This window comes from uncultured Erythrobacter sp. (genome assembly GCF_947502395.1).
Taxonomy (GTDB): Bacteria; Pseudomonadota; Alphaproteobacteria; order Sphingomonadales; family Sphingomonadaceae; genus Erythrobacter.
The window spans coordinates 940,634-959,978 of sequence record NZ_CANMZM010000001.1 but is presented as its reverse complement, the minus strand read 5'-3'; the positions used below and the strand labels follow the sequence as shown (position 1 = coordinate 959,978).

The window sequence follows — 19,345 nt, the reverse complement described above, 5'->3', positions numbered from 1 at the left end:
ATATGCTAGGCCGCACCGCCAATGGTCTCTTCTGGATGTTTCGCTATCTGGAGCGGGCTGAGAACACCGCTCGATTACTTGAAGCTGGCCTGCGCATGGCACTCACTCGCGATGTCCAGAGTGCTGAGGAGGAATGGCGGTCGGTTATTTCGACCCTTGGACTTAAGTCCTCATTCGAAGCTGCTTCTGACACCTATGACGGCGCAACTGTTTGGAATTTCGTTCTTCGCGACCGCGCGAACCCTGCAAATGTTCGGGAAATGATGGGGGCCGTGCGAAGCAATGCTCGCACCGCGCGCACCCATATTTCAAGCCAGGTGTGGGAAGCGGTCAATGAAAATTGGATGAAGCTCGACAACCAGTTGAGCCGACCGATCAGTCAATCGGCACTGGGCGATGTTGTCACCCGGTTAAGGCGCACAGGGATGGAGATCCACGGTGCGATGGATGGGACGATCTTGCGCGATGAAGGTCACCATTTTGCGCGCGCTGGCACCTATCTTGAACGCGCAGAAAGCACCGCGCGCATTCTCGATATGAAATATTATCTGTTGCTTCCCTCCCTTTCCTATGTGGGTTCCAGTCTTGATACCGGTCAGTGGGAGCAGGTTCTGCGCTCGGTCGCCGGGGTGAGCAGCTACAGCTGGATCAACCACGGCAATATCGATGCGCCGTCCATAGTTGAGTTTCTGGTGCTCGATGATCGTTTCCCGCGGAGTCTTGCATTCTGCCGCAACGCGGTGCGCGTTCATCTCACCGGGCTTGCGCGACTGCATGAGCGTGAGGGGAAGTGCTCGGCCTTACTGGCTGCCAGGGAGAGCGATATTTCCGGACACACAGTCGATGCGATCTTCGACCAGGGCCTCCATGAGTTTCTGATCGAGTTCATGGCCCATAATACGGCGATTGGTGAAGCAATAACCGAAGACTACAGATTTCTCGCGTGAGGAACAGGACATGAAACTCGCGATCCGCCATTCCACCCGATACGCTTTTAAAGAGCCGGTGATTCATGCGCTCCAACGCCTGCGAAAGATGCCGAAGGAGACCCAAGGCCAGCAGATCCTCGAATGGGATATGCTGTATGAGAATGCTCACCCTGAGCTCCAATATGAGGATCAGAACCACAACACGGTGACACTGATCGCAGTCGACCCTGGCGCCTGCGATGTTACGGTTACGTGCCAGGGCAAGGTCGAAACGCGCGATTATGCCGGAGTGATCGGTCGGCATTCCGGACACCTCCCATTGTGGAGCTTCCTGGACCAGACAGAGCTAACCAAACCTGGGCCTCAGATGCGCGCCCTGCTGCGTGAGGTTGGACCAGCCAAGGATGCCGGTGTCAATTTCCTGCACGAGCTTTCCACCCATATTGCTGAACGAGTGCCCTATGCGAAGGGGGCAACTGGTGTTGCTACCAAGGCAGAGGAGGCCGTTGCGGCAGGGGAAGGTGTTTGTCAGGATCATACGCATATATTTATCGGTGCCGCGCGCATGCTCGATATTCCGGCGCGATATGTTTCTGGCTATCTCATGATGAACGACCGGGTCACCCAAGAAGCGAGCCACGCCTGGGCCGAGGCGCACATTGATGGACTTGGATGGGTTGGCTTTGACGTTTCAAACGGAATTAGTCCCGACCCGCGCTATGTTCGGGTTGCTACGGGGCGTGATTACCGTGATGCAGCCCCCGTAACCGGCATCAGCTTCGGTGCGAACGAACAAGTACTCAGTGTCGATCTCGAAGTTGAGCAGCAGAGCCAGTAGACGGGCCAGTAAGGAAGAAATCACAATGACATATTGCGTTGGCATGGTGCTCAGCAAGGGCCTAGTCTTGATGAGCGACACACGGACCAATTCGGGTGTCGACAACATATCTGTCTTTCGCAAGATGTTCTCTTGGCAGGTCCCGGGCGAACGGATGATATCGGTCATGACGGCGGGAAATCTGGCCACGACGCAAGCAGTTGTCAGCAAGCTTGAAGAGCGTACCAAACAGCCCGGTGAACGCGACACGACTTTGCTCAACGGACCCACCATGTTCACGGTCGCGACCGAAATCGGCAAGCTGCTGCGCCAGACTATCAGCGAAGTTCAAGATGCGAACAGCACGACCAACCGATTTACCGCTTCAATCATCCTTGCTGGTCAGATCGCGGGAATGGAACCGCGCCTCTTCATGATCTATCCGGAAGGCAACTTTATCGAGGCAAGCTCTGACACACCCTTCTTCCAGATTGGCGAAACAAAGTATGGTCGCCCGATCCTGATCCGGGGTTACGATGCCGATATGAGTATTGAAGACGCAGTGAAGCTGCTCATGGTTTCCTTCGACTCCACTCTGAAGGCGAACTTGTCGGTCGGTTTACCGCTAGATCTGATGGTGATCGGCAAAGATGATTTTGCCCCGACCCACAAGCGCCGTGTCAATCAAGGGGATGTCTATTTCGAGACAATCTCTTCGAATTGGGGCGATGCATTGCGGTCAGCTTTTCAGTCTTTACCCGGTTACAGCCTCGATTCGCAGTAGAATAAGAGACTAATCCGTGAATAACTTTGGATGAGTTGCAAACAAATGATCCGTTCCGGATGAATTTATTGTCAGAGATTCACTATTTTGGGTAAAATCTGGGCGCTAATGCTCGACAATGGAGTTAGTGCCGCGTGAATTAAAATTTGGGTGAGCGCACGACACTAAGCATGTCACGCAAAGCCACCCTCCATTTCATCGATTCCAGCAGTCGCCATCGCGCCGAATTGGCTCGTGTCGGGTTTTCACTCGGCCACCATTCGGAAGTGTATGGCGACATTTCGGAATTATCCTCTCATCCTCCACGCGAAGGGATCATCGTTGCTCGAGATCTGCCTGATCAGGGCGGAGTATCGATGATCTTGGATCGACTAAGTCGCTTGGGCATCTGGTTGCCCCTTATCGCAATCGAAACTGACCCTCGTCCGGGCAGGATTGTGGAGGCGATCAAAGCGGGGGCGCTTGATTACCTTTCACTTCCACTTGATCCGGGTCGGTTCGAAAGGTGTCTCACCCGGATTGAGAAGGAAGCCGAAGTGTTTGGCGCGGCTCGTCGTCGAATGATCGAAGCTCGCGACCGTATTGCCAGTCTGTCGGGCCGTGAACGGGAAGTCCTGGAATGGCTCGCCCAAGGAAGCAGCAACAAAGTCATCGCTCGGGAACTGGAGATCAGCCCGCGCACCGTTGAAATCCACCGTGCCAACATGATGCACAAGCTTGGCGCACGCCATGCTGCCGAAGCCGTCCGTCTCAAACTTGAGGCGAAATTGGAACCTCAGATTGAACCCCAAGTGAACCATTAATCCCGCTTAAGAAGTGCTGGTCTACTTCCGGCCTCCATCCTGCGAAGGGCGCCCTTACGATACGCGCAAGGCCATCCCGCCCTTGGTACCCGCACGACCTCGATATCTTCCCCCCTGATGTCGGGGTCGTGTTTGGCTCTAGGCACTCTCCGCAATGGGTCGAGCGTCTAGGGTGTCTCGTCAGCGACCTGTTCCCACAGCTCGATCTTCACTCCGTCGGGATCGAGTATCCAGGCAAACTTGCCATACCCTTCATCAGCAGTGTCGAGCACTTCGACATCCCGCGATTTGAGGATTTCGACAAAGCCATCAAGATCGGTCACGCGTAGGTTGATCATGAAACCGCCTTTGCCAGGCTTGATATACTCATCGTCCTTGAAGTGGCTGATCAGAGAGTAGGGGTTTTCTTTGGGTTCCTCTGACCAAGCAAACTGCGGCCCATACTCGCCATCCACACCAAGTTTTTCGCGATACCATGTGCGCGTTGCCTCGGTGTCTTTGGCGACATAGAATATCCCGCCTAAACCGGTGACCCGCGGTCCAGTGCTCTCGTTCATTTCACTGCTCCTCCCATTTCGATCCAACAGCGGCTTATGCCTTAAAGGGGTAGGGCTGGCAAAGACGAGTCCTGCAGTGGCAAAACATGCTCAAGCCCTATCAGAATTAGAGATTCAGATGTCGTGCCTTGGTAAAGACCGATCGCCACGATCGCGACGCCCTCAAAATACATCGAGCGCGCGACTACGATATCGCAGGCTTCTTATCTCTGAAATCGCTCTAAAGAGCGTTCAGCACAGTGCCGCGCAGACGGCCACGATTGGTCTCAGCGATGGATCGAGCGACTTCGTCTGTACCCTTGAACACGAGGACGGTTGAATGGCGCGGGATTTGTTTCTCACGTAGGAAGTCTTTCTCATCGTCGAAATTGACCTTCACGAAGAGGACATCGTTGCTCTGCCGCTCTGCGCGCAATTCGTTGAGGATTGGGGCCTGAGTGCGGCATGTCAGGCACCCATCGGAGTAGACATCGACAACGATGGTCTTGCCTTTCTTCTGGGCAATCGTGAATTCTGCCGCGTTGTAGGAGCTCCACTCCGCCGCATTTACCTGAGCGGTGATCTGCGTTGCGGCGATCATGGCTGCGCCAAGAGCGGCGATGATGAGAAAGATGCGGGTCACTTAACAAAAACTCCAAACATATATCCTGACGCGTCGCGCCAGCGTTGCCTAGACTTCGAGCGAGACCTGAGCAGGGTTACACAGGCGAGGATAAATAAAACTGGACAGTTTCGACGAGCCGGGCGGGGCAACGTTGAAATTGACACAGTGAACCCCCTGTTTGGGGTGAAATATTCTGATCCTCTAAATGACTGATAATTTGAATGAAAATGCGACTTTAAATGGTGGCATGTGTCAACTTTCAATCCGTGTGAGTGGTGGCGCATACGTCAAACTCCTCCGACCGTAGCGCTGGCCGATACCTGTAGGAAAATGGAAGAGGTCTCGCGACTGCACCCCTGGCGCCCGTGAATCTGAGCTCAAAAAAGCATCGAATTGAAATCTCGCGTGCCGGATCAATTGCACAAGACGAAATCAAGTATTGGACTCGTAATCATTTAATTGATATTCAGCGCAGACTTGTTCGGGGGGACAGGATGGCGATTTCAACTCCAAATTTTCATGAGGCTGCCAATAAGGCTGCCGCCCGCATTGAGGCCAGCGGCACGGATATTGAGCGTCTTGTGCGCGAAGTCCGCATGGGTTCGCCTGACAAGATCGCTTCTGAACAGCAAAAACAGCAACGCCGACAAATGCTGGAGAATCTCTATTCAGAAAAGCGCGAGGCTCAGCAGGCGTTCGAACGCATCATCGGCGGGAATGAGCTTCAAGACGCCAACTACCTACCGCGAGGCACCTTGGTCGCGCGCGCGGTGGTTCGGGTTGAGATCATAAATGGGCGAGGGCGACGCCTCGGCTTTGGTTCGGGGTTTTTCGTCGGCGACGGCGTGCTGATGACCAACAACCACGTGCTCAAGAATGAAGAGCTTGCGCGCGCCTCTGAAGTTCAGATGTTCTACGAGCGAGACGTGTTGGGGCAGGATCGTACCCCGCTGCGCTTTCGGCTTGATCCTGATCGCCTGTTCTACACGAGCGAGCCGCTTGATTTTACCATCGTGGCGGTTGAGGAAGTGTCGAATGGCGGGCAAGCAACACTTGAAGAAGTAGGCTGGCTTCCGCTGATTGCTGAGCTTGGCAAAGTCATGGAAGGGGAATGGCTGACCATCATCCAGCACCCCAATGGCGAGCGTAAACAAGTCTGCGCGCGCGACAATCAGTTCCTGGCGCGCAGCACAGATGTTCTGTGGTATTCGACAGACACCTTGGGCGGCTCTTCCGGCTCCCCCGTTTTCACCAATGACTGGCTTGTCGTGGCGCTTCACCACTCGGGTGTGCCGCGCAAAGTTGATGGGGTCTGGAAGACAGTGAATGGACAGGACTATGATCCTGACATTCATTCCGATGCAGACATCGATTGGGTCGCCAATGAAGGCATCCGCATTTCGAAGATAATCGAACGCTTGCGCACCGATCCCAAGATCGCAACCCACCCTTTGATTGCACCAATGCTCAATGTGGGCGTGCGCGATATCTCGGCACGCCTACCGGTCATGTTTAGAGGCGGAAAGCTGCCGGAGAGCTTGGCTCAAATCGTACGATCTGTGTCAGCTGCAGACTATATGCGGTTCGATGACACCGCCACTACACGGCCGTCATCAAGGCCAAAATCAGATATGATGAAAGACACTGTCCAAGTCGCTAGCGGAAAGGAAGACAATATGGGACGGCAATTGATCCAAGTGACGCTGGCGGTTGAGGACGGCCACGTTGAAGTGGTTGATCAGGATGCGTCTGGAGCAGGCGTATCGGAAATGAGCAGTGACGATCTGTTGGAGCGCCGAAAATCAGAGAAGATCTATGCACCCGTGGTGAAAGAGGAAGACTGGGTCGATGGTTATGATCCCAAGTTCCTGCGCCATAAGGATGGACCCGTACACCTTCCGCAAGTGAGTTCGCGTAAAAAGATGGACCAAAAGATCGCGCCCCTTCTGCGCGAGCGTGTTTATGACCAGCCTGCTCCAAGCGCTGCGGTCGCCAAGAAAGGAGTCCTCAACTACGACGGCTATTCCGTTGTTATGAACAGGGAGCGCAAAATCGCGTTCTTTTCGGCTGCTAATGTGAATGGCGGGGTGGATTTCAATATTTCCGGCACTGGCAATGACTGGCTGACGGAGAGGCGGATTTCCAAGGAGCACCAGCTTGAGAACACGTTTTACAAGGGCACTCGCTTCGACCGAGGGCATTTGACCCGTCGAGAGGATATGGAATGGGGTCTCGACAAATACGAGGCAACCAGACGAGCCAATGGCACCTGCCCTTGGACCAATGTCGCGCCGCAGCACTATCTCTTCAATCAGGATAAGCATCCCAACGACACGGTTCGGCTTTGGCTTGGCCTAGAGAAGTACATTCTCGAGCAGTCCGCACGCGCCCACAATTACCGGGTTCAGGTGTTTACGGGACCTATCTTTGATGATGGTGATCCCGAGTTTAAGGATACCAGGATCCCAATCCGTTATTGGAAAGTTGTGGTTGCCGTTGGGGAGCAGGATCAGCTCTACGCCACCGGTTACATCCTAAGCCAAGACGATGTGCTCGACATGGACACAATCACTAAACCGCGCTGGGCAAAGGAAAGCACCCAGATTGGTTCCTTCCAAGCTTATCAAACCAAGATCGAGGAAATCGAAGAGGAAACATCGCTCGACTTTCCTTTTGGCGACGGTGGGAAAAAACTGTCAGAGATTGACAGTTACGCGCTTGAAGAACGCTTGCCGGCGTGGAAACGACGCAGACATCGTGGCGGACTTGGAGCCCATGAGAGCATGTCAGCATATTCTGGCGGCGCACTTGAGAAGGCTGGGCGTATCGACAGTTTCGACGACTTGATTCTGGGCTGACGCGCTTCTCACTTGCGGAATTTTGGGCGTGGGATAAGGCCGTCGAAAGGCTCAAGATCAGGAGGAGTATCTCATGGCCCAATCCCAACGCTTTGCAGGTAAGTCTGTCATCATAACCGGCTCATCCACCGGGATCGGCGAAGGGATTGCTCGGCGCTTTCACGATGAGGGCGCCAATGTGGTCATCAATGCGCGCAATGCCGAAAAGTGCGCGGGCGTGGCCGAGAGCCTTGATCCGGACCGCACTCTTGTGGTCGCTGGCGATGTATCGAAATCAGAGTTTGCAAATGAGATTGTCGCCAAGACGGTGGAGCGCTTTGGTGGCCTACACTGCCTTGTCAACAACGCAGGCGTTGGCGGTGGCGGCATCTTGCACAAAACGGATGATGCAGAGATTGACCGTATCATCGACATCAACGTCAAGGGCGTAATCTATCTCAGCCGAGCGGCGATCCCGCATCTTATCGAAAGCAAGGGGTCCATCGTGAACATCTCCAGCGTCTCTGGCACGGGCGGGGATTCGATGCTGCCGGTCTACAACGCCTCCAAAGGTGCGGTGACCAATCTGACGCGCGGGCTTGCCTTGCAGCTGGGAGCCAAGGGTGTGCGAGTCAATGCGATCAACCCGTCGATTACGCGCTCGGATATGGTGGAGGAGATTACCGGCAATGAGATGGCGATGAAGATGGTCCTCAACCGTATGGCGATCAAGCGCGTGGGCGAGCCGGAAGACATCGCCGCTGCAACAGCCTTTCTTGCCAGCGATGATGCAAGCTTCATTACGGGTGTCAATCTGCCGGTCGATGGCGGGGTAAGTGCCAGCAATGGCCAGCCCAACTTTATGATGTAGTCACGTTTCGCCCGCTCGTCAGCAGCGATAGGGTAGAGACCTCCAAGGTTTGCAGCGCTCTGCCAGAGGACTTGACCAATTTCATTTATGTAAGTACTTACATATTTATGTCAGGTGATTTCCTTCGCGATTCAGGTGTCCAAACCTTTGGCACGCGACTTCGGCGGTTGCTGGAGCGATTGAACGGTAATGTCACAGATCTTTACCGCGACCGGCTTGGTTTTGAGCAACGTTGGTTCGCCCTAGGGATGCTCTTGTTCAAGCGCGGTCCATTGGACGTGGGTACTGCGGCTGGAATGCTGGGGCAAAGCCATGTGGCGATCACTCAGGTGGCCAATGCGATGGAGAATGCCGCTTTGCTTGAACGCAGACCGGATGATGAAGATCGGCGGCGCAAGGTTCTTGTCCTGACGAGCACCGGCAAGACCACGCTGGAGCGGGTCGAAGCCATTTCCCTGCGGGTTGAAGCGGCCGCACAGGCGTTGATCGACGAGGCTGCGCCAGAATTCATCCAAATGATTGATGCGCTGGATGACGCGCTCGAACGGCGCGACTTCGCTTCTAGGATCGCGGATGCATTTGACGGGAGTTTGATTGATGATGTTGATACCGGCAGCGCTCCTTAGCGCGGCGGCTTGTGTACAGGAGCGCGCGGCGGCCTTCGAAATCGCGGATGCGATTGAAGAACGCTACGTGATTGAAAATGTCGCCACTCGAAGCGCTGAAATCATTCGCCGCGACATTGCGGCTGGGGCTTTGGATGTGAACTGTGGTGACGGTCCAGAGTTTGCGGAGCATCTGACCCGTTATTTGCGGGACATCACCGGCGACAAACACTTCTTTGTCGATTTTCCGTCCGGCAATGATGACGGCGATGACTGGATAGAAGAGTGGCGCAAGGGAGCGGCCGCAAACGCCTATGGGATTGCGCGTGTCGAGCGGATGTCCGGGAATATAGGCTATCTGGCGCTCTCGAGCTTCTATGAGTACGAGCCAGCCAAAGAGGCGCTCAAAGGTGCGTTTACTCTGCTTTCGACCAGCGACGCCATGATCCTTGATCTGCGTGATAACGGTGGAGGTTCCCCCGAAACTGCATGGCCGATCGAGTGGACGTTCCGCGACGCTGGCGCTGCCATCGCGCGTCGGATCGATTGCCGCGTTTGTGAGGAGCAGCCATTGAAAGAGGCCGATTTTGATTGGCCCCGATATGGCAGTGAGAAGCCCCTGGTCATCCTGATCAACAAGCGCTCTTTCTCCGCGGCAGAGGCGGTCGCATACGGATTGCAAGCGGAAGGGAGGGCTACTGTTATCGGTGACGGTAGCGGCGGAGGCGCGCATATGGTGGGCGAAGGTGTCCGCGTTTCAGGAGGATGGGTCGTTGGAATTCCCGAAGCTCGCCCATTGAACAGCATGTCTCAGTCCAATTGGGAAGGTGGCGGTATTGTCCCTGATATTGCGGTCCCCTCAGAGGATGCTCTTTCCGAGGCGTTGGAGTTTCTGACCAATAAGGCTCCAAATATGCGCTAGTGAAGAGCGAAAGTTCCGTTGCGATCAATTCAAAGCTTAGCTGCCGATGCGCTGGAGTATTGCAAGAGGTGCCGCAAGCACTCGCTATCTTCCTAAGTATTGACCCCCCGTTGTATAATAATTAGACTTGCCAAGTATCAATGGGGGTAGCTTGTGCGAGAAAGTAACAAGAGCACTTGGGAGACAATTCTTCAAAGCGGTGGAGTCGCTGTCACAACAATAGGCCTAATTGCCACTGGCATTACGGGTTACTTCACCTTTATCGGTGGCGGTCAATCTGCTGAAACGGAGATATATAAGGCCGATTCCGAGGCTCAAACTGCTCAAATGGAAGCTGAAAGTGAAGAGCGCACCTCGCTTTGCGGTAAGTTCTTTGATTACCTTGGCGATGAAACGCCAAACACGGCGTTGAGTGAGGTGGCTCAAACCGCCGTCGATGAGATGATAGTGCAAAATTCTGAGAATTGCTCTATATTTGATGAGACGGCTTCGGAGGCTTTGTTCGACAATGCTGTGCCTGAAGAGGTTCCCAACGCCGATCAAGGAGCAGATGATGTTTGAATTCTTCGTTATCTCGATTGTCGGCGTATTGCTGGGCATGTCCATGATGTGGATGTCGAGTCAGCAGAGAGCCGAGCGACTTGCTCATGAAAATCTCGAACAAATGCAGAAGCAGATCGAAGTTCTTATGCATCAGAACGAGATTCTTCGGAATCAAGCCGAACAGCAGACACCGCGAGCTGATGATTATGTGGTGTCGAGCGAGGATTAACTCGCCTTAGCCCGTTTCGCCTTCTTACGCTCGTGTGGGCAAAGCAAGGTCTTGCGTAGACGAATGCTCTGGGGCGTCACTTCGACCATTTCATCGTCGTCGATATAGGCAATCGACTGTTCCAGCGTCATACGGCGCGGCGGGGTCAGGCGGATGCTGTCGTCCTTTCCCGAGGAACGGATGTTGGTGAGCTGCTTGGCCTTCATCGGGTTGACCTCAAGGTCGTCAGGCTTCGCGTTCTCGCCAATGATCATGCCTTCATACAGCTTCATCGAAGCGCCCACGAACAACTCGCCGCGTTCCTCAAGCATGTTGAGCGCATAGGCGTTGGATTCGCCGTCACCGTTGGAGATGAGCACGCCGTTGTTGCGGCCTTCGATCGGGCCTTTGTAAGGTCCGTATTTCTCGAACAGACGGTTCATAATGCCGGTGCCGCGTGTGTCGGACAGGAATTCGCCGTGATAGCCGATAAGGCCGCGCGATGGCGCCGAGAAGGTGATGCGGGTCTTGCCTTGGCCAGAAGGCTTCATCTCGGTGAGATCGGCCTTACGGCGCTGCATCTTCTCAACCACGGTACCGGAGTGTTCATCATCCACGTCGATGACGACGGTTTCGTATGGCTCCATTTTCTTGCCGTCTTCTTCGCGAAGCAGCACTTTGGGACGGCTGATGCCGAGCTCAAAACCTTCGCGGCGCATCGTTTCGATGAGAACGCCCAGCTGGAGTTCGCCGCGGCCAGCCACTTCGAAGCTGTCTTTGTCGGCACTTTCTGTGATGCGGATCGCGACATTTGTCTCTGCTTCGCGCAGGAGACGGTCACGGATCATGCGGCTCGTAACCTTGTCGCCTTCGCGCCCTGCAAGCGGGCTGTCGTTCACGGCAAAGCGCATAGCGAGCGTTGGCGGATCAATCGGCTGGGCTTCGATAGGCTCGCTCACCGATGGGTCGCAAATGGTGTTGGCAACCGTTGCCTTTTCAAGTCCCGCAAGTGCGATGATGTCGCCCGCCTGCGCGCATTCAACCGGAACGCGCTCAAGACCGTCAAAGCTCATCAGTTTGGTCGCGCGTCCAGCTTCGACGACATTCCCGTCCATGTCGATGGCGTGGATCGGATCGTTGATCTTGAGCGTCCCCGACTGGACGCGGCCCGTGAGCACTCGGCCCATGAAGTTGTCGCGGTCAAGCAGGGTTGCAAGGAAGCTGAATTTGCCGCTCACGTCGAGGCCGGGGGAGGGCACGTGCTCGGTGATCAGCTTGAACAACGGATCAAGTGTTCCTTCGCGCGCATCTTCATCGTCGCTGGCATAACCATCGCGGCCGGAGGCGAAGAGCGATGGGAAGTCCAATTGCTCATCAGTTGCATCAAGCGATGCGAAGAGGTCGAACACCTCGTCCAGCACTTCTTGCGGTCGACCATCGGGGCGATCGATCTTGTTGACCACCACGATAGGGCGAAGACCAAGGGCAAGCGCTTTGCCGGTCACAAATTTAGTCTGAGGCATGGCCCCTTCGGCGCTGTCCACCAGAAGGATGACGCCGTCGACCATGCTAAGAATACGCTCAACTTCGGCCCCAAAGTCGGCGTGGCCGGGGGTATCAACGATGTTGATACGCGTGTTGGCGCCTTCATGCTCCCACTCAACGCTGGTGCATTTGGCAAGGATGGTGATCCCGCGCTCTTTCTCCAGATCGCCGGAATCCATCGCCCGCTCTTCAACCCGCTGATTGTCACGGAAGGTGCCTGACTGGCGGAAAAGCTGGTCAACCAGAGTGGTCTTACCATGGTCAACGTGAGCGATAATCGCGATGTTGCGTAGGTCGCGAGACATATTGAGTTCTCATTTTTGGAAAAGAAACGGGGGATTTGGCCGCCCCTCTAGACGCTGTGCTGCGACGCAACAAGGGCGTAATTCACCCTCCTGCTATGGCGAGCCAATTGTGCAACACGCGCTCTTCAGTTCAGCTTGACGCGGCGTAAGTCTCTAAATCGTACTTTTTTTGAAGCCATTGTGCACTGCAAATAGGCGAATCCCGAGGTGTGACTCCTTCGCAACAGCAAGCCCATTACCCTTTGATGGCGAGCGGTTCTGCGCTTGTCGACCCGGAATCACTCGCCTAATCGGGATACAAGTCGCGCGGGACGGTCACGCATCTGGGGATGCAATACTAAATGATCGACCGCTTGCGACGGGATATGAGGAGAAGGATGCCCATGCGTTCAATCAATACCGGCACTGCCGGGTCGTTTAGGTTTGCACTGCTTGCAGGTGCTGCCGGTTTTGCACTTACAGCCCCTGGCGTTGCATTGGCGCAAGACGCCGATGAGGATGCTCTTGCTTCTGAACTTGGCAATGAAGAGAGCAGCAATGTCATCATCGTGACCGCGTCGAAGCGTGAACAGACACTCCAAGAAACTCCTATCTCCGTTTCTGTGACCACAGGTGAGACGCTAGAAAACGCTCAGATACGCGACGTTCTCGATCTGCAAACGGTCACGCCATCGCTCCGTGTTAGCCAGTTGCAGACTTCGTCGGCATCGACTTTTATTGTTCGCGGCTTTGGTAACGGAGACAACAACTTTGGCATTGAGCCATCGGTTGGTGTGTTCATCGACGGCGTGTTCCGTTCACGCTCAGCCTCTGCACTAAATGACCTTACCAATGTTCAGCGGATTGAGGTGCTCAATGGCCCGCAATCGACCCTGTTCGGCAAGAATGCCTCTGCCGGTGTGATTTCGGTTATCACCCGTCCGCCGCAGTTTGACTGGGGTGGGAGTGTCGAAGCAGTTTACGGCAATTTTGATACGTTTTTCCTCAAAGGCGATGTCACTGGACCGATCACAGAGAATATCGCATTCTCGGTTGACGGCAGTTATCAGCGCCGTGACGGCTTTGGCGAAATCGTCAATCTGGACGAGGACATCAATGACCGGAACCGCTGGGCGGTACGTGGCCAGCTGCTTATCGAGCCAACACCCGATCTGAGCGTCCGCATCATCGGTGACTATGCCGATATCGACGAAGTTTGCTGTCAGACCGGCAATCTCGTGGTCGGACCCGTCACTTCGGGCGCGATCGCTGCGGTGGGCGGGCAGTTCCCCACTGATGTGTTCTCACGCGAGAATTTCCTCAACGTCGTCCCAGAGAACAAAAATGAAAATTACGGGATTTCGGGACAGATCGATTACCAGCTAGGGGCGATCTCGATCACTTCGATCACTGCTTATCGCGAACTTCGTAATTCATTTTTCCAGGATGTGGATTTCACCAGCGCGGACCTCACGGTGGAAAACCGGGACCAAGCGGTCGATACCTTCACGCAAGAACTCCGCATCAGTTCTGATTTCGAAGGCCCGATCAACTTCCTGGTTGGTGGGTATTATTTCGACGAGCAGATCGGGCAGGAAAGTGGTCTGACCGTGGGCGCGGATTTCCGTGATTTTGCCGCATTCCAGGCGGCCGCACCGCTCGTGCCTGCAGGCACGCCAGCCGCGGTCCAGGTCGCCACGGGCAACCAGGTTCTGCTTGGCGCTGAAGCCGGGCTTGGCCTGCCACCGGGAGCGATCTTCGGCGGTGATGTGCTGTCGATCGAAAGCTTCTTCCTCGATAACGAATCCTATTCGATCTTCGGGACGGTCGATTTCGAGCCGGTTGACGGCCTCGTCTTCACCGCTGGGTTCAACTATACCGACGACAGCAAGGATTTCGGGGTTGATTTCGTTGCCGGAGATCCGCTGGCGAATATCAACCTGGTCGATGCCTTCATCGTTGGTGGGATCGCGCAGGCGCTGATGATCCCGCCAGGGCAGGTGACGCCTGATGTGATCGCCGGCTTCGCCGCTGATCCGGCGACGGCACCATTCTTCGCAGGAATCGCAGCCGCGGCTCAGGATCCGGCGCAAAACCCACTGCTTGGTCTTGGGGCGCTGCAGTTCCAGCCACCATTCCCGTCGGTTCCCAACCCGATCGAGGACGGGCAAACACGCGATGATGATTTCTCTTACCTGCTGCGCGCGTCGTATCAGGTCTCGAACGAGGTCAACATCTATGCGAGCTACGCCACGGGCTTCAAGGCCAGCTCGGTCAACCTGTCGCGCGATAGCCGGCCCTTGCTTTCGGACTTCACTCCGGGGCCGCTCAATTCCACGATCCTGGCACCGTCTTCACCGATCCTCGACGCTGGGCTGGCGACCCCAAACCTTACCACCGGCACGCGCTTTGCCGGACCGGAAGAGGCGGAAGTCTATGAAATCGGCCTGAAAGCGCAGTGGGACGGCATCGGCATCAATCTCGCACTTTTCGATCAGACAATCGAAGGTTTCCAGAGTTTCGCCTTTACCGGGCTTGGCTTCGCGCTTCAGAACGCCGGTCAACAGTCGGTGCAAGGGTTCGAGCTTGATGCGACAATCAATCCAACAGACGGATTGGTGTTCACGTTCGCTGCGACCTATCTCGACCCAGTCTTCGATGACTTCCCCGGCAGCGTTGTCGGCGACCTGAGCGGAACCCGCCCGTCTGGCATTTCTGAGTGGTCGATCGCCACCAGCGCAACCTACACGCATGAATGGGACAGCGGTACGCGGCTAATCAGCCGGATCGACTACAATCACGAAAGTGAGGTCGATATCGTCATTCTGCCCACCTTCAACTTCGCGCTTGGCAACGAGCCATTGTTCCGCCGCGATGTCAATCTGGTCAACGCCTCGGTAACGCTGGCGCTCAATAACGGACTCGAGATTGGTGCCTTCGCGCGTAACCTGCTCGATACTGATGACATCCTGACCATCTTCGATGGGGTGGCGCAGGCAGGATCAGTCTCGGCCTATCCGAATGCACCACGCACTTACGGCGGGGTGGTTCGCTTCCGCTTCTAATCAAGCGAGCGCTTAGGCGCTTCTTGCAAAAGGCCTCGTGCGAGTGATCGCACGAGGCCTTTTTGTTGGGACAATTCGGACGACACGCTTGCCTTGAGCAAGGTGCTGTGGTGCTTTGCCTCGTAGCAGATGAGGGGGAATTCTATGACGTATGGCGGATTTTGGGTTCGGGTCGGGGCATATATCATTGATATTGTTTTTCTAATGATAGTGTTTTTCCCGTTGATCTTTGTCTTCGGTACTTCGACGGTTGAGACCACTGCCACCAGTTTTAGCAGCAGTGCGCAATCGGATTCGCCTTTGCTGAATCTGGTATTTGGTCTGATCGGTGCGGCCTATTTTGTCGGCTTTGAAAGTTCTTCGATGCAGGCGACGCCGGGTAAGCGCGCGATGGGCCTTGTTGTGACCGGCGAAGATGGGCGCAGGATTTCTGTGCTGCGCGCGCTTGGACGCTATTTTTCCAAGATCCTTTCAAGCATGATCTTGCTCATTGGCTACATCATGGTTGCTTTTACGGCGCGCAAACAGGGGTTGCACGATATGATCTGCAGCACCCTCGTTGTGCATGCCAAGCCGGGTGAAACCGGCGTTGACCCGGATGTGTTCTCCTAAGGCCTAGGAAAAAGTTTTGAGTGCACCTGCCCTAAAGCTCTCTGAGAGCTTGGGCGGGTTTTGCTCTGAGAAGGGGCAGCGAGCCGCCCAGTGCAAAGGCGAGCACGATTGCAAGACCCATACCAAGAACCGCGAGTACTGCGCCCCAATCGGGCAGCCAGTCAAACTCGAACAGTTGGGTTATAATGACCCAGCCAAGGCCAGAGCCAAGCGCCAGCGCCACAAGTGCCAGGGCACTCGCGATCAGGCCATATTCTGCGAGTTGCAACCCTAGGATCTGACGGCGGCTCGCACCCATTACCCTAAGGACCACAGTATCGTAGGTCCGCGCAGCACGGGCCGCTGCGATTGCTCCCATAAGTACCGCAAGGCCAGCCAGAACCGCCACAGCGGCCGCGGCAAGCGTTGCCAGGCCGACCTGTTCCAAGAGAGTGCGAGCCTGCACCAGAACCTCACCCACTTCCACGACAGAGCTTGAGGGATACTCCTGCACCATCGCGCGCAGCAATTGTGCACGAGCAGCGGTGTCAGCGTCATCAGGGAGCTCGATTGTGGCGGACAGCTTGTGCGGCGCGTCGGCAATAGCACCCGAAGAGAACACCATGGTGAAGTTGAAGCCCATGGTCTCCCAGTCGATCTCGCGCAGATTGGCAATGCGTGCGTCGCGTTCCTGCCCAAGAATGCCGATGGTCAGCATATCACCGACGCCAAGGCCTGCGGCATCGGCAAATTCCTTATCGATCGAGACGAGCGCTTCGCTGGCTTGCTCTTCGCTCCACCATTCTCCCTCAACAACCCGGCTACCCATAGGGGCTTCGTCTGCATAGGTGATCCCGCGCTCGCCGCGCAGCGCCCAAGCGCCTTCCGGGATTTCTTCGAGGTCAGCGGTGCGCTGCATGTTGCCTTCGGGACCAAAGGCCAGCACCGATCCGCGCAAAGTGGGCACGGCGCGAACGGTCGCCTGGGGGAAGGGCGTGGTGATCAGCTCTTCGAACCGGTCTTTGCCTTCGGGCGGCACGTCGATCACGAAATAGTCGGGCGCCTCTTGCGGCACGCGGCTCTGGATGTTGCCGTCGATCGCGCTCTGGATTGCGGCAAGCAAGACAAAGGCTGCAAGCCCAAAGCCAAGCGCGGTCACAAGCGCGCTGGTGGGCGCGCCCGGCCGGTGGATATTGGCCAAAGCCGAACGCAGAAGCGGGTTCGAAGGACGCGGCAGTTTTCGCGCAGCATATTGAATGCCAAGCCCAAGCCCGGCGAGTGCGATCAGAGCAAGCCCAGCACCTGCAAGGAACCCTGCCGTGAGCCAGGCCTGACCGGTGGTGAACAAAGCAAGCGCGCAAATCGCCACAAGACCGGCTGCTGTCGCCATCAGAGCGCGCCGGTCCTTGGCGAGTGGTACGATCCGGCTGCGCATCAAGGCCATCGCAGGGTACGCGCGCGCGCGCAGAAGTGGGGCAGCGGCGAATGCAAACGCCACGAGCACGCCGTATGTACCAGCTAGAAGCAAGGGCGCTGGTTCAATCACGAAGCCGCCTTCCACTGGCAAAAGCCCTTGCAAGGCCATGCCCAAAAGCGGAGTCACGAGAACCCCTGTGGCAAGACCAAGTGCGCTGCCTAAGAATGCGGCAACCGCGATCTGAAGTGCGTAAATGCGAACTATGTCACGCGAAGAGGCTCCCAACACTTTAAGCGTGGCGATGCTCGCGCGGCGTTGATCGAGATAGGAGGAAACTCCGCCAGCGATCCCGATTCCTGCGATTACCAGAGCGGCAAGGCCGACAAGTGTGAGAAAGTCGCTCATGCGAGTAACAAAGCGGTCTGCGCCGGGTGAGGCGCGATCGCGGGTGCGGAAGTCAAAGCCAGCGTTGGGATAGGCCTCGGTGAGTGCTTCTTCGACTCCCTCCGGATCGCGGCCGGCATTGTCGAACGCAACCCTATACTTGCTCTGATAGAGCGATCCTGGCTGGAGCAGGCCTGCATCAACAGGCACTTGCTTGGCAACAAGGACCGTTGGACCGAGTTGAAAGCCTTCAGATAGCCTATCAGGCTCGTTCTCGATAATGCCAGCGGCGCGCACGGTGATGGTGCCAAGACGGAATGTCTCGCCTACCTGAATGTCAAGACGGTCGAGCGCGCCTTGCGCTAGATAGGCATCATTTCCGCTCGGGGCACCGGGCTCGCTGCCATCCGAGAGGGTGAAATTGCCAAACAGCGGCCAATTGCCTTCGACAGCCTTGAGCTCAACCGGCGCTGCGGCATCATCAGTGCTCGCCATCGCTTGGAGACGATAGCCGCCTGATAGTTCACCGTATTCACCTATTGCCGTTTGCTCTTCTGGGCTGAGGTCGCGCTGCCAAACTTCGACTTCAAGGTCGCCGCCCAAAAGCTCTCGACCCGAACTTTGCAATTCGCGCTCAATTGACGCGGTCAGCGTGCCAATTGCTGCGAGTGCAGCAGTGCCAAGGAAAATGCATACCAGAAGGAGGCGGAGCCCCTTAAACCGAGCATTGAGATCACGCCGGGCAATTTGCCAAGCGGCACCCCAACTCAGGCCATGAGTGGAGCCTTTAGCCGTGTCGGCGCTCATTCGGCGGCTTCCACAGAACTGGTAACACCGGTTTTGCGATCCGAAACGATCACCCCGTCGGCCATTGTAAGTACGCGCTCACACTTTTCGGCGAGCAAGGCATCGTGGGTGATGATGAGAAGTGTCGCACCCGTTTCGGCACGACGGGCAAACAGCAGATCGACGATCTCTTCGCCCGTCGATGCATCGAGATTGCCGGTAGGCTCATCGGCGAAGATCAGCGTCGGACGCGGTGCAATCGCGCGGGCAATGGCGACGCGCTGCTGCTCACCTCCGGAAAGCTGAGTGGGGTAGTGGTCGATCCTGTGGCCAAGACCCACGGCGCTCAATTCGGCTTCCGCGCGTGGAGATGCATCCTTGCTGCCTGCCAGCTCCATCGGGGTGGCAACATTTTCGGTTGCCGTCATGGTGGGGAGAAGGTGGAAGGCTTGAAGCACAATTCCGATCCGCCCCCGGCGCGCAGCAGCGAGGCCGTCCTCATCAAGCGCCGCGAAGTCCTGACCTGCAACATTCAGCGATCCACCGGTCGCGCGTTCGAGGCCCGAAAGCACCGCCATAAGCGAGCTCTTTCCCGAGCCAGAAGGTCCAAGCAGGGCAACCACTTCGCCCTCCGCAATGTCGAGGTCGATCCCTTTCAGGATCTCGACCGGTGCACTGGTGCTGCCGAGTGTAAGAGTAAGGCCGCGCGCGCTAATTGCGAGGTCAGCGGAAAGGGTGGCGGGCACAGATGTGAGAGAGGGCTTTGTCACGACTTTTGTCATGGGGCTCCAGA

The 19,345-nt window shown here is 56.1% G+C and carries 17 protein-coding genes; 12 read left to right on the top strand and 5 right to left on the bottom strand.

The features are described 5' to 3' along the window. The first annotated feature begins 2 nt into the window (after positions 1-2). The 4 genes from Q0778_RS04695 (at position 3) to Q0778_RS04680 (ending at position 3,333) form a co-directional block, all read left to right on the top strand. Positions 3-947 carry an alpha-E domain-containing protein gene (locus Q0778_RS04695; protein ID WP_298303804.1) on the top strand — a complete coding sequence of 315 codons (945 nt, stop codon included), beginning with the start codon at positions 3-5 and terminating at the stop codon, positions 945-947. Positions 948-957: 10 nt separating this feature from the next. Next, positions 958-1,767, top strand: coding sequence for a transglutaminase family protein (locus Q0778_RS04690; RefSeq protein ID WP_298334378.1), 810 nt, complete (start codon positions 958-960; stop codon positions 1,765-1,767). Positions 1,768-1,792: 25 nt separating this feature from the next. Then, on the top strand, positions 1,793-2,530 hold the full coding sequence (locus Q0778_RS04685) for a peptidase (protein ID WP_298303808.1): 738 nt from the start codon (positions 1,793-1,795) through the stop codon (positions 2,528-2,530). A gap of 170 nt (positions 2,531-2,700) precedes the next feature. Continuing rightward, positions 2,701-3,333 carry a LuxR C-terminal-related transcriptional regulator gene (locus Q0778_RS04680; protein WP_298303810.1) on the top strand — a complete coding sequence of 211 codons (633 nt, stop codon included), beginning with the start codon at positions 2,701-2,703 and terminating at the stop codon, positions 3,331-3,333. Between the two features lie 167 nt (positions 3,334-3,500). On the opposite strand, the gene Q0778_RS04675 is transcribed toward Q0778_RS04680, so the two are convergent. Further along, positions 3,501-3,890 (bottom strand): VOC family protein, encoded by a 390-nt coding sequence (locus tag Q0778_RS04675; RefSeq protein ID WP_298334376.1) that lies wholly within the window; start codon positions 3,888-3,890, stop codon positions 3,501-3,503. Between the two features lie 220 nt (positions 3,891-4,110). Beyond that, a complete protein-coding gene (locus tag Q0778_RS04670) occupies positions 4,111-4,512 on the bottom strand; it encodes a thioredoxin family protein (protein WP_298303815.1) in 402 nt (133 codons plus the stop codon). A gap of 476 nt (positions 4,513-4,988) precedes the next feature. Here Q0778_RS04670 and Q0778_RS04665 point away from each other — a divergent pair, with 476 nt between their 5' ends. From Q0778_RS04665 to Q0778_RS04640, 6 genes are all read left to right on the top strand, one after another. Continuing rightward, entirely contained in the window at positions 4,989-7,352 is a 2,364-nt protein-coding gene (locus Q0778_RS04665; RefSeq protein ID WP_298334374.1) for a DNA/RNA non-specific endonuclease, read from the top strand. 73 nt (positions 7,353-7,425) lie between these two features. Then, positions 7,426-8,202 (top strand): SDR family oxidoreductase, encoded by a 777-nt coding sequence (locus Q0778_RS04660; protein ID WP_298334372.1) that lies wholly within the window; start codon positions 7,426-7,428, stop codon positions 8,200-8,202. Positions 8,203-8,309: 107 nt separating this feature from the next. Next, the gene (locus Q0778_RS04655; RefSeq protein WP_298334370.1) at positions 8,310-8,828 is read left to right on the top strand and encodes a MarR family transcriptional regulator; all 519 of its coding nucleotides are present in this window, start codon (positions 8,310-8,312) and stop codon (positions 8,826-8,828) included. Then, entirely contained in the window at positions 8,800-9,729 is a 930-nt protein-coding gene (locus Q0778_RS04650) for a S41 family peptidase (RefSeq protein ID WP_298303823.1), read from the top strand. The genes Q0778_RS04655 and Q0778_RS04650 overlap by 29 nt, the downstream gene beginning before the upstream one ends. Positions 9,730-9,882: 153 nt before the next feature. Beyond that, positions 9,883-10,290: a hypothetical protein gene (locus Q0778_RS04645; RefSeq protein WP_298334369.1), complete on the top strand. Its 408-nt coding sequence runs from the start codon at positions 9,883-9,885 to the stop codon at positions 10,288-10,290. Further along, positions 10,283-10,501 (top strand): hypothetical protein, encoded by a 219-nt coding sequence (locus Q0778_RS04640; protein WP_298334367.1) that lies wholly within the window; start codon positions 10,283-10,285, stop codon positions 10,499-10,501. The genes Q0778_RS04645 and Q0778_RS04640 overlap by 8 nt, the downstream gene beginning before the upstream one ends. On the opposite strand, the gene typA is transcribed toward Q0778_RS04640, so the two are convergent. Continuing rightward, the gene (gene typA, locus Q0778_RS04635; RefSeq protein ID WP_298334365.1) at positions 10,498-12,330 is read right to left on the bottom strand and encodes a translational GTPase TypA; all 1,833 of its coding nucleotides are present in this window, start codon (positions 12,328-12,330) and stop codon (positions 10,498-10,500) included. The genes Q0778_RS04640 and typA overlap by 4 nt on opposite strands. Positions 12,331-12,713: 383 nt before the next feature. On the opposite strand from typA, the gene Q0778_RS04630 reads away from it, so the two are divergent. Beyond that, the gene (locus Q0778_RS04630) at positions 12,714-15,374 is read left to right on the top strand and encodes a TonB-dependent receptor (RefSeq protein WP_298334362.1); all 2,661 of its coding nucleotides are present in this window, start codon (positions 12,714-12,716) and stop codon (positions 15,372-15,374) included. 129 nt (positions 15,375-15,503) lie between these two features. After that, on the top strand, positions 15,504-15,986 hold the full coding sequence (locus tag Q0778_RS04625) for an RDD family protein (protein WP_298334360.1): 483 nt from the start codon (positions 15,504-15,506) through the stop codon (positions 15,984-15,986). Positions 15,987-16,017: 31 nt separating this feature from the next. Here the strand turns inward: Q0778_RS04625 and Q0778_RS04620 are convergent, their stop codons facing one another. Both Q0778_RS04620 and Q0778_RS04615 read right to left on the bottom strand, forming a co-directional pair. Continuing rightward, the gene (locus Q0778_RS04620) at positions 16,018-18,573 is read right to left on the bottom strand and encodes an FtsX-like permease family protein (protein WP_298334358.1); all 2,556 of its coding nucleotides are present in this window, start codon (positions 18,571-18,573) and stop codon (positions 16,018-16,020) included. Next, the gene (locus tag Q0778_RS04615; RefSeq protein ID WP_298334356.1) at positions 18,570-19,334 is read right to left on the bottom strand and encodes an ABC transporter ATP-binding protein; all 765 of its coding nucleotides are present in this window, start codon (positions 19,332-19,334) and stop codon (positions 18,570-18,572) included. The genes Q0778_RS04620 and Q0778_RS04615 overlap by 4 nt, the downstream gene beginning before the upstream one ends. Positions 19,335-19,345 lie beyond the last annotated feature (11 nt).

Coding starts and splice junctions, on each gene's coding strand:
- Q0778_RS04680 (WP_298303810.1), top strand. CDS start 2,701: ATGTCACGCAAAGCCACCCTCCATTTCATCGATTCCAGCAGTCGCCAT.
- Q0778_RS04685 (WP_298303808.1), top strand. CDS start 1,793: ATGACATATTGCGTTGGCATGGTGCTCAGCAAGGGCCTAGTCTTGATG.
- Q0778_RS04665 (WP_298334374.1), top strand. CDS start 4,989: ATGGCGATTTCAACTCCAAATTTTCATGAGGCTGCCAATAAGGCTGCC.
- Q0778_RS04655 (WP_298334370.1), top strand. CDS start 8,310: ATGTCAGGTGATTTCCTTCGCGATTCAGGTGTCCAAACCTTTGGCACG.
- Q0778_RS04695 (WP_298303804.1), top strand. CDS start 3: ATGCTAGGCCGCACCGCCAATGGTCTCTTCTGGATGTTTCGCTATCTG.
- Q0778_RS04625 (WP_298334360.1), top strand. CDS start 15,504: ATGAGGGGGAATTCTATGACGTATGGCGGATTTTGGGTTCGGGTCGGG.
- Q0778_RS04620 (WP_298334358.1), bottom strand. CDS start 18,573: ATGAGCGCCGACACGGCTAAAGGCTCCACTCATGGCCTGAGTTGGGGT.
- Q0778_RS04615 (WP_298334356.1), bottom strand. CDS start 19,334: ATGACAAAAGTCGTGACAAAGCCCTCTCTCACATCTGTGCCCGCCACC.
- Q0778_RS04660 (WP_298334372.1), top strand. CDS start 7,426: ATGGCCCAATCCCAACGCTTTGCAGGTAAGTCTGTCATCATAACCGGC.
- Q0778_RS04640 (WP_298334367.1), top strand. CDS start 10,283: ATGTTTGAATTCTTCGTTATCTCGATTGTCGGCGTATTGCTGGGCATG.
- Q0778_RS04630 (WP_298334362.1), top strand. CDS start 12,714: ATGCGTTCAATCAATACCGGCACTGCCGGGTCGTTTAGGTTTGCACTG.
- typA (WP_298334365.1), bottom strand. CDS start 12,330: ATGTCTCGCGACCTACGCAACATCGCGATTATCGCTCACGTTGACCAT.
- Q0778_RS04675 (WP_298334376.1), bottom strand. CDS start 3,890: ATGAACGAGAGCACTGGACCGCGGGTCACCGGTTTAGGCGGGATATTC.
- Q0778_RS04650 (WP_298303823.1), top strand. CDS start 8,800: ATGATGTTGATACCGGCAGCGCTCCTTAGCGCGGCGGCTTGTGTACAG.
- Q0778_RS04690 (WP_298334378.1), top strand. CDS start 958: ATGAAACTCGCGATCCGCCATTCCACCCGATACGCTTTTAAAGAGCCG.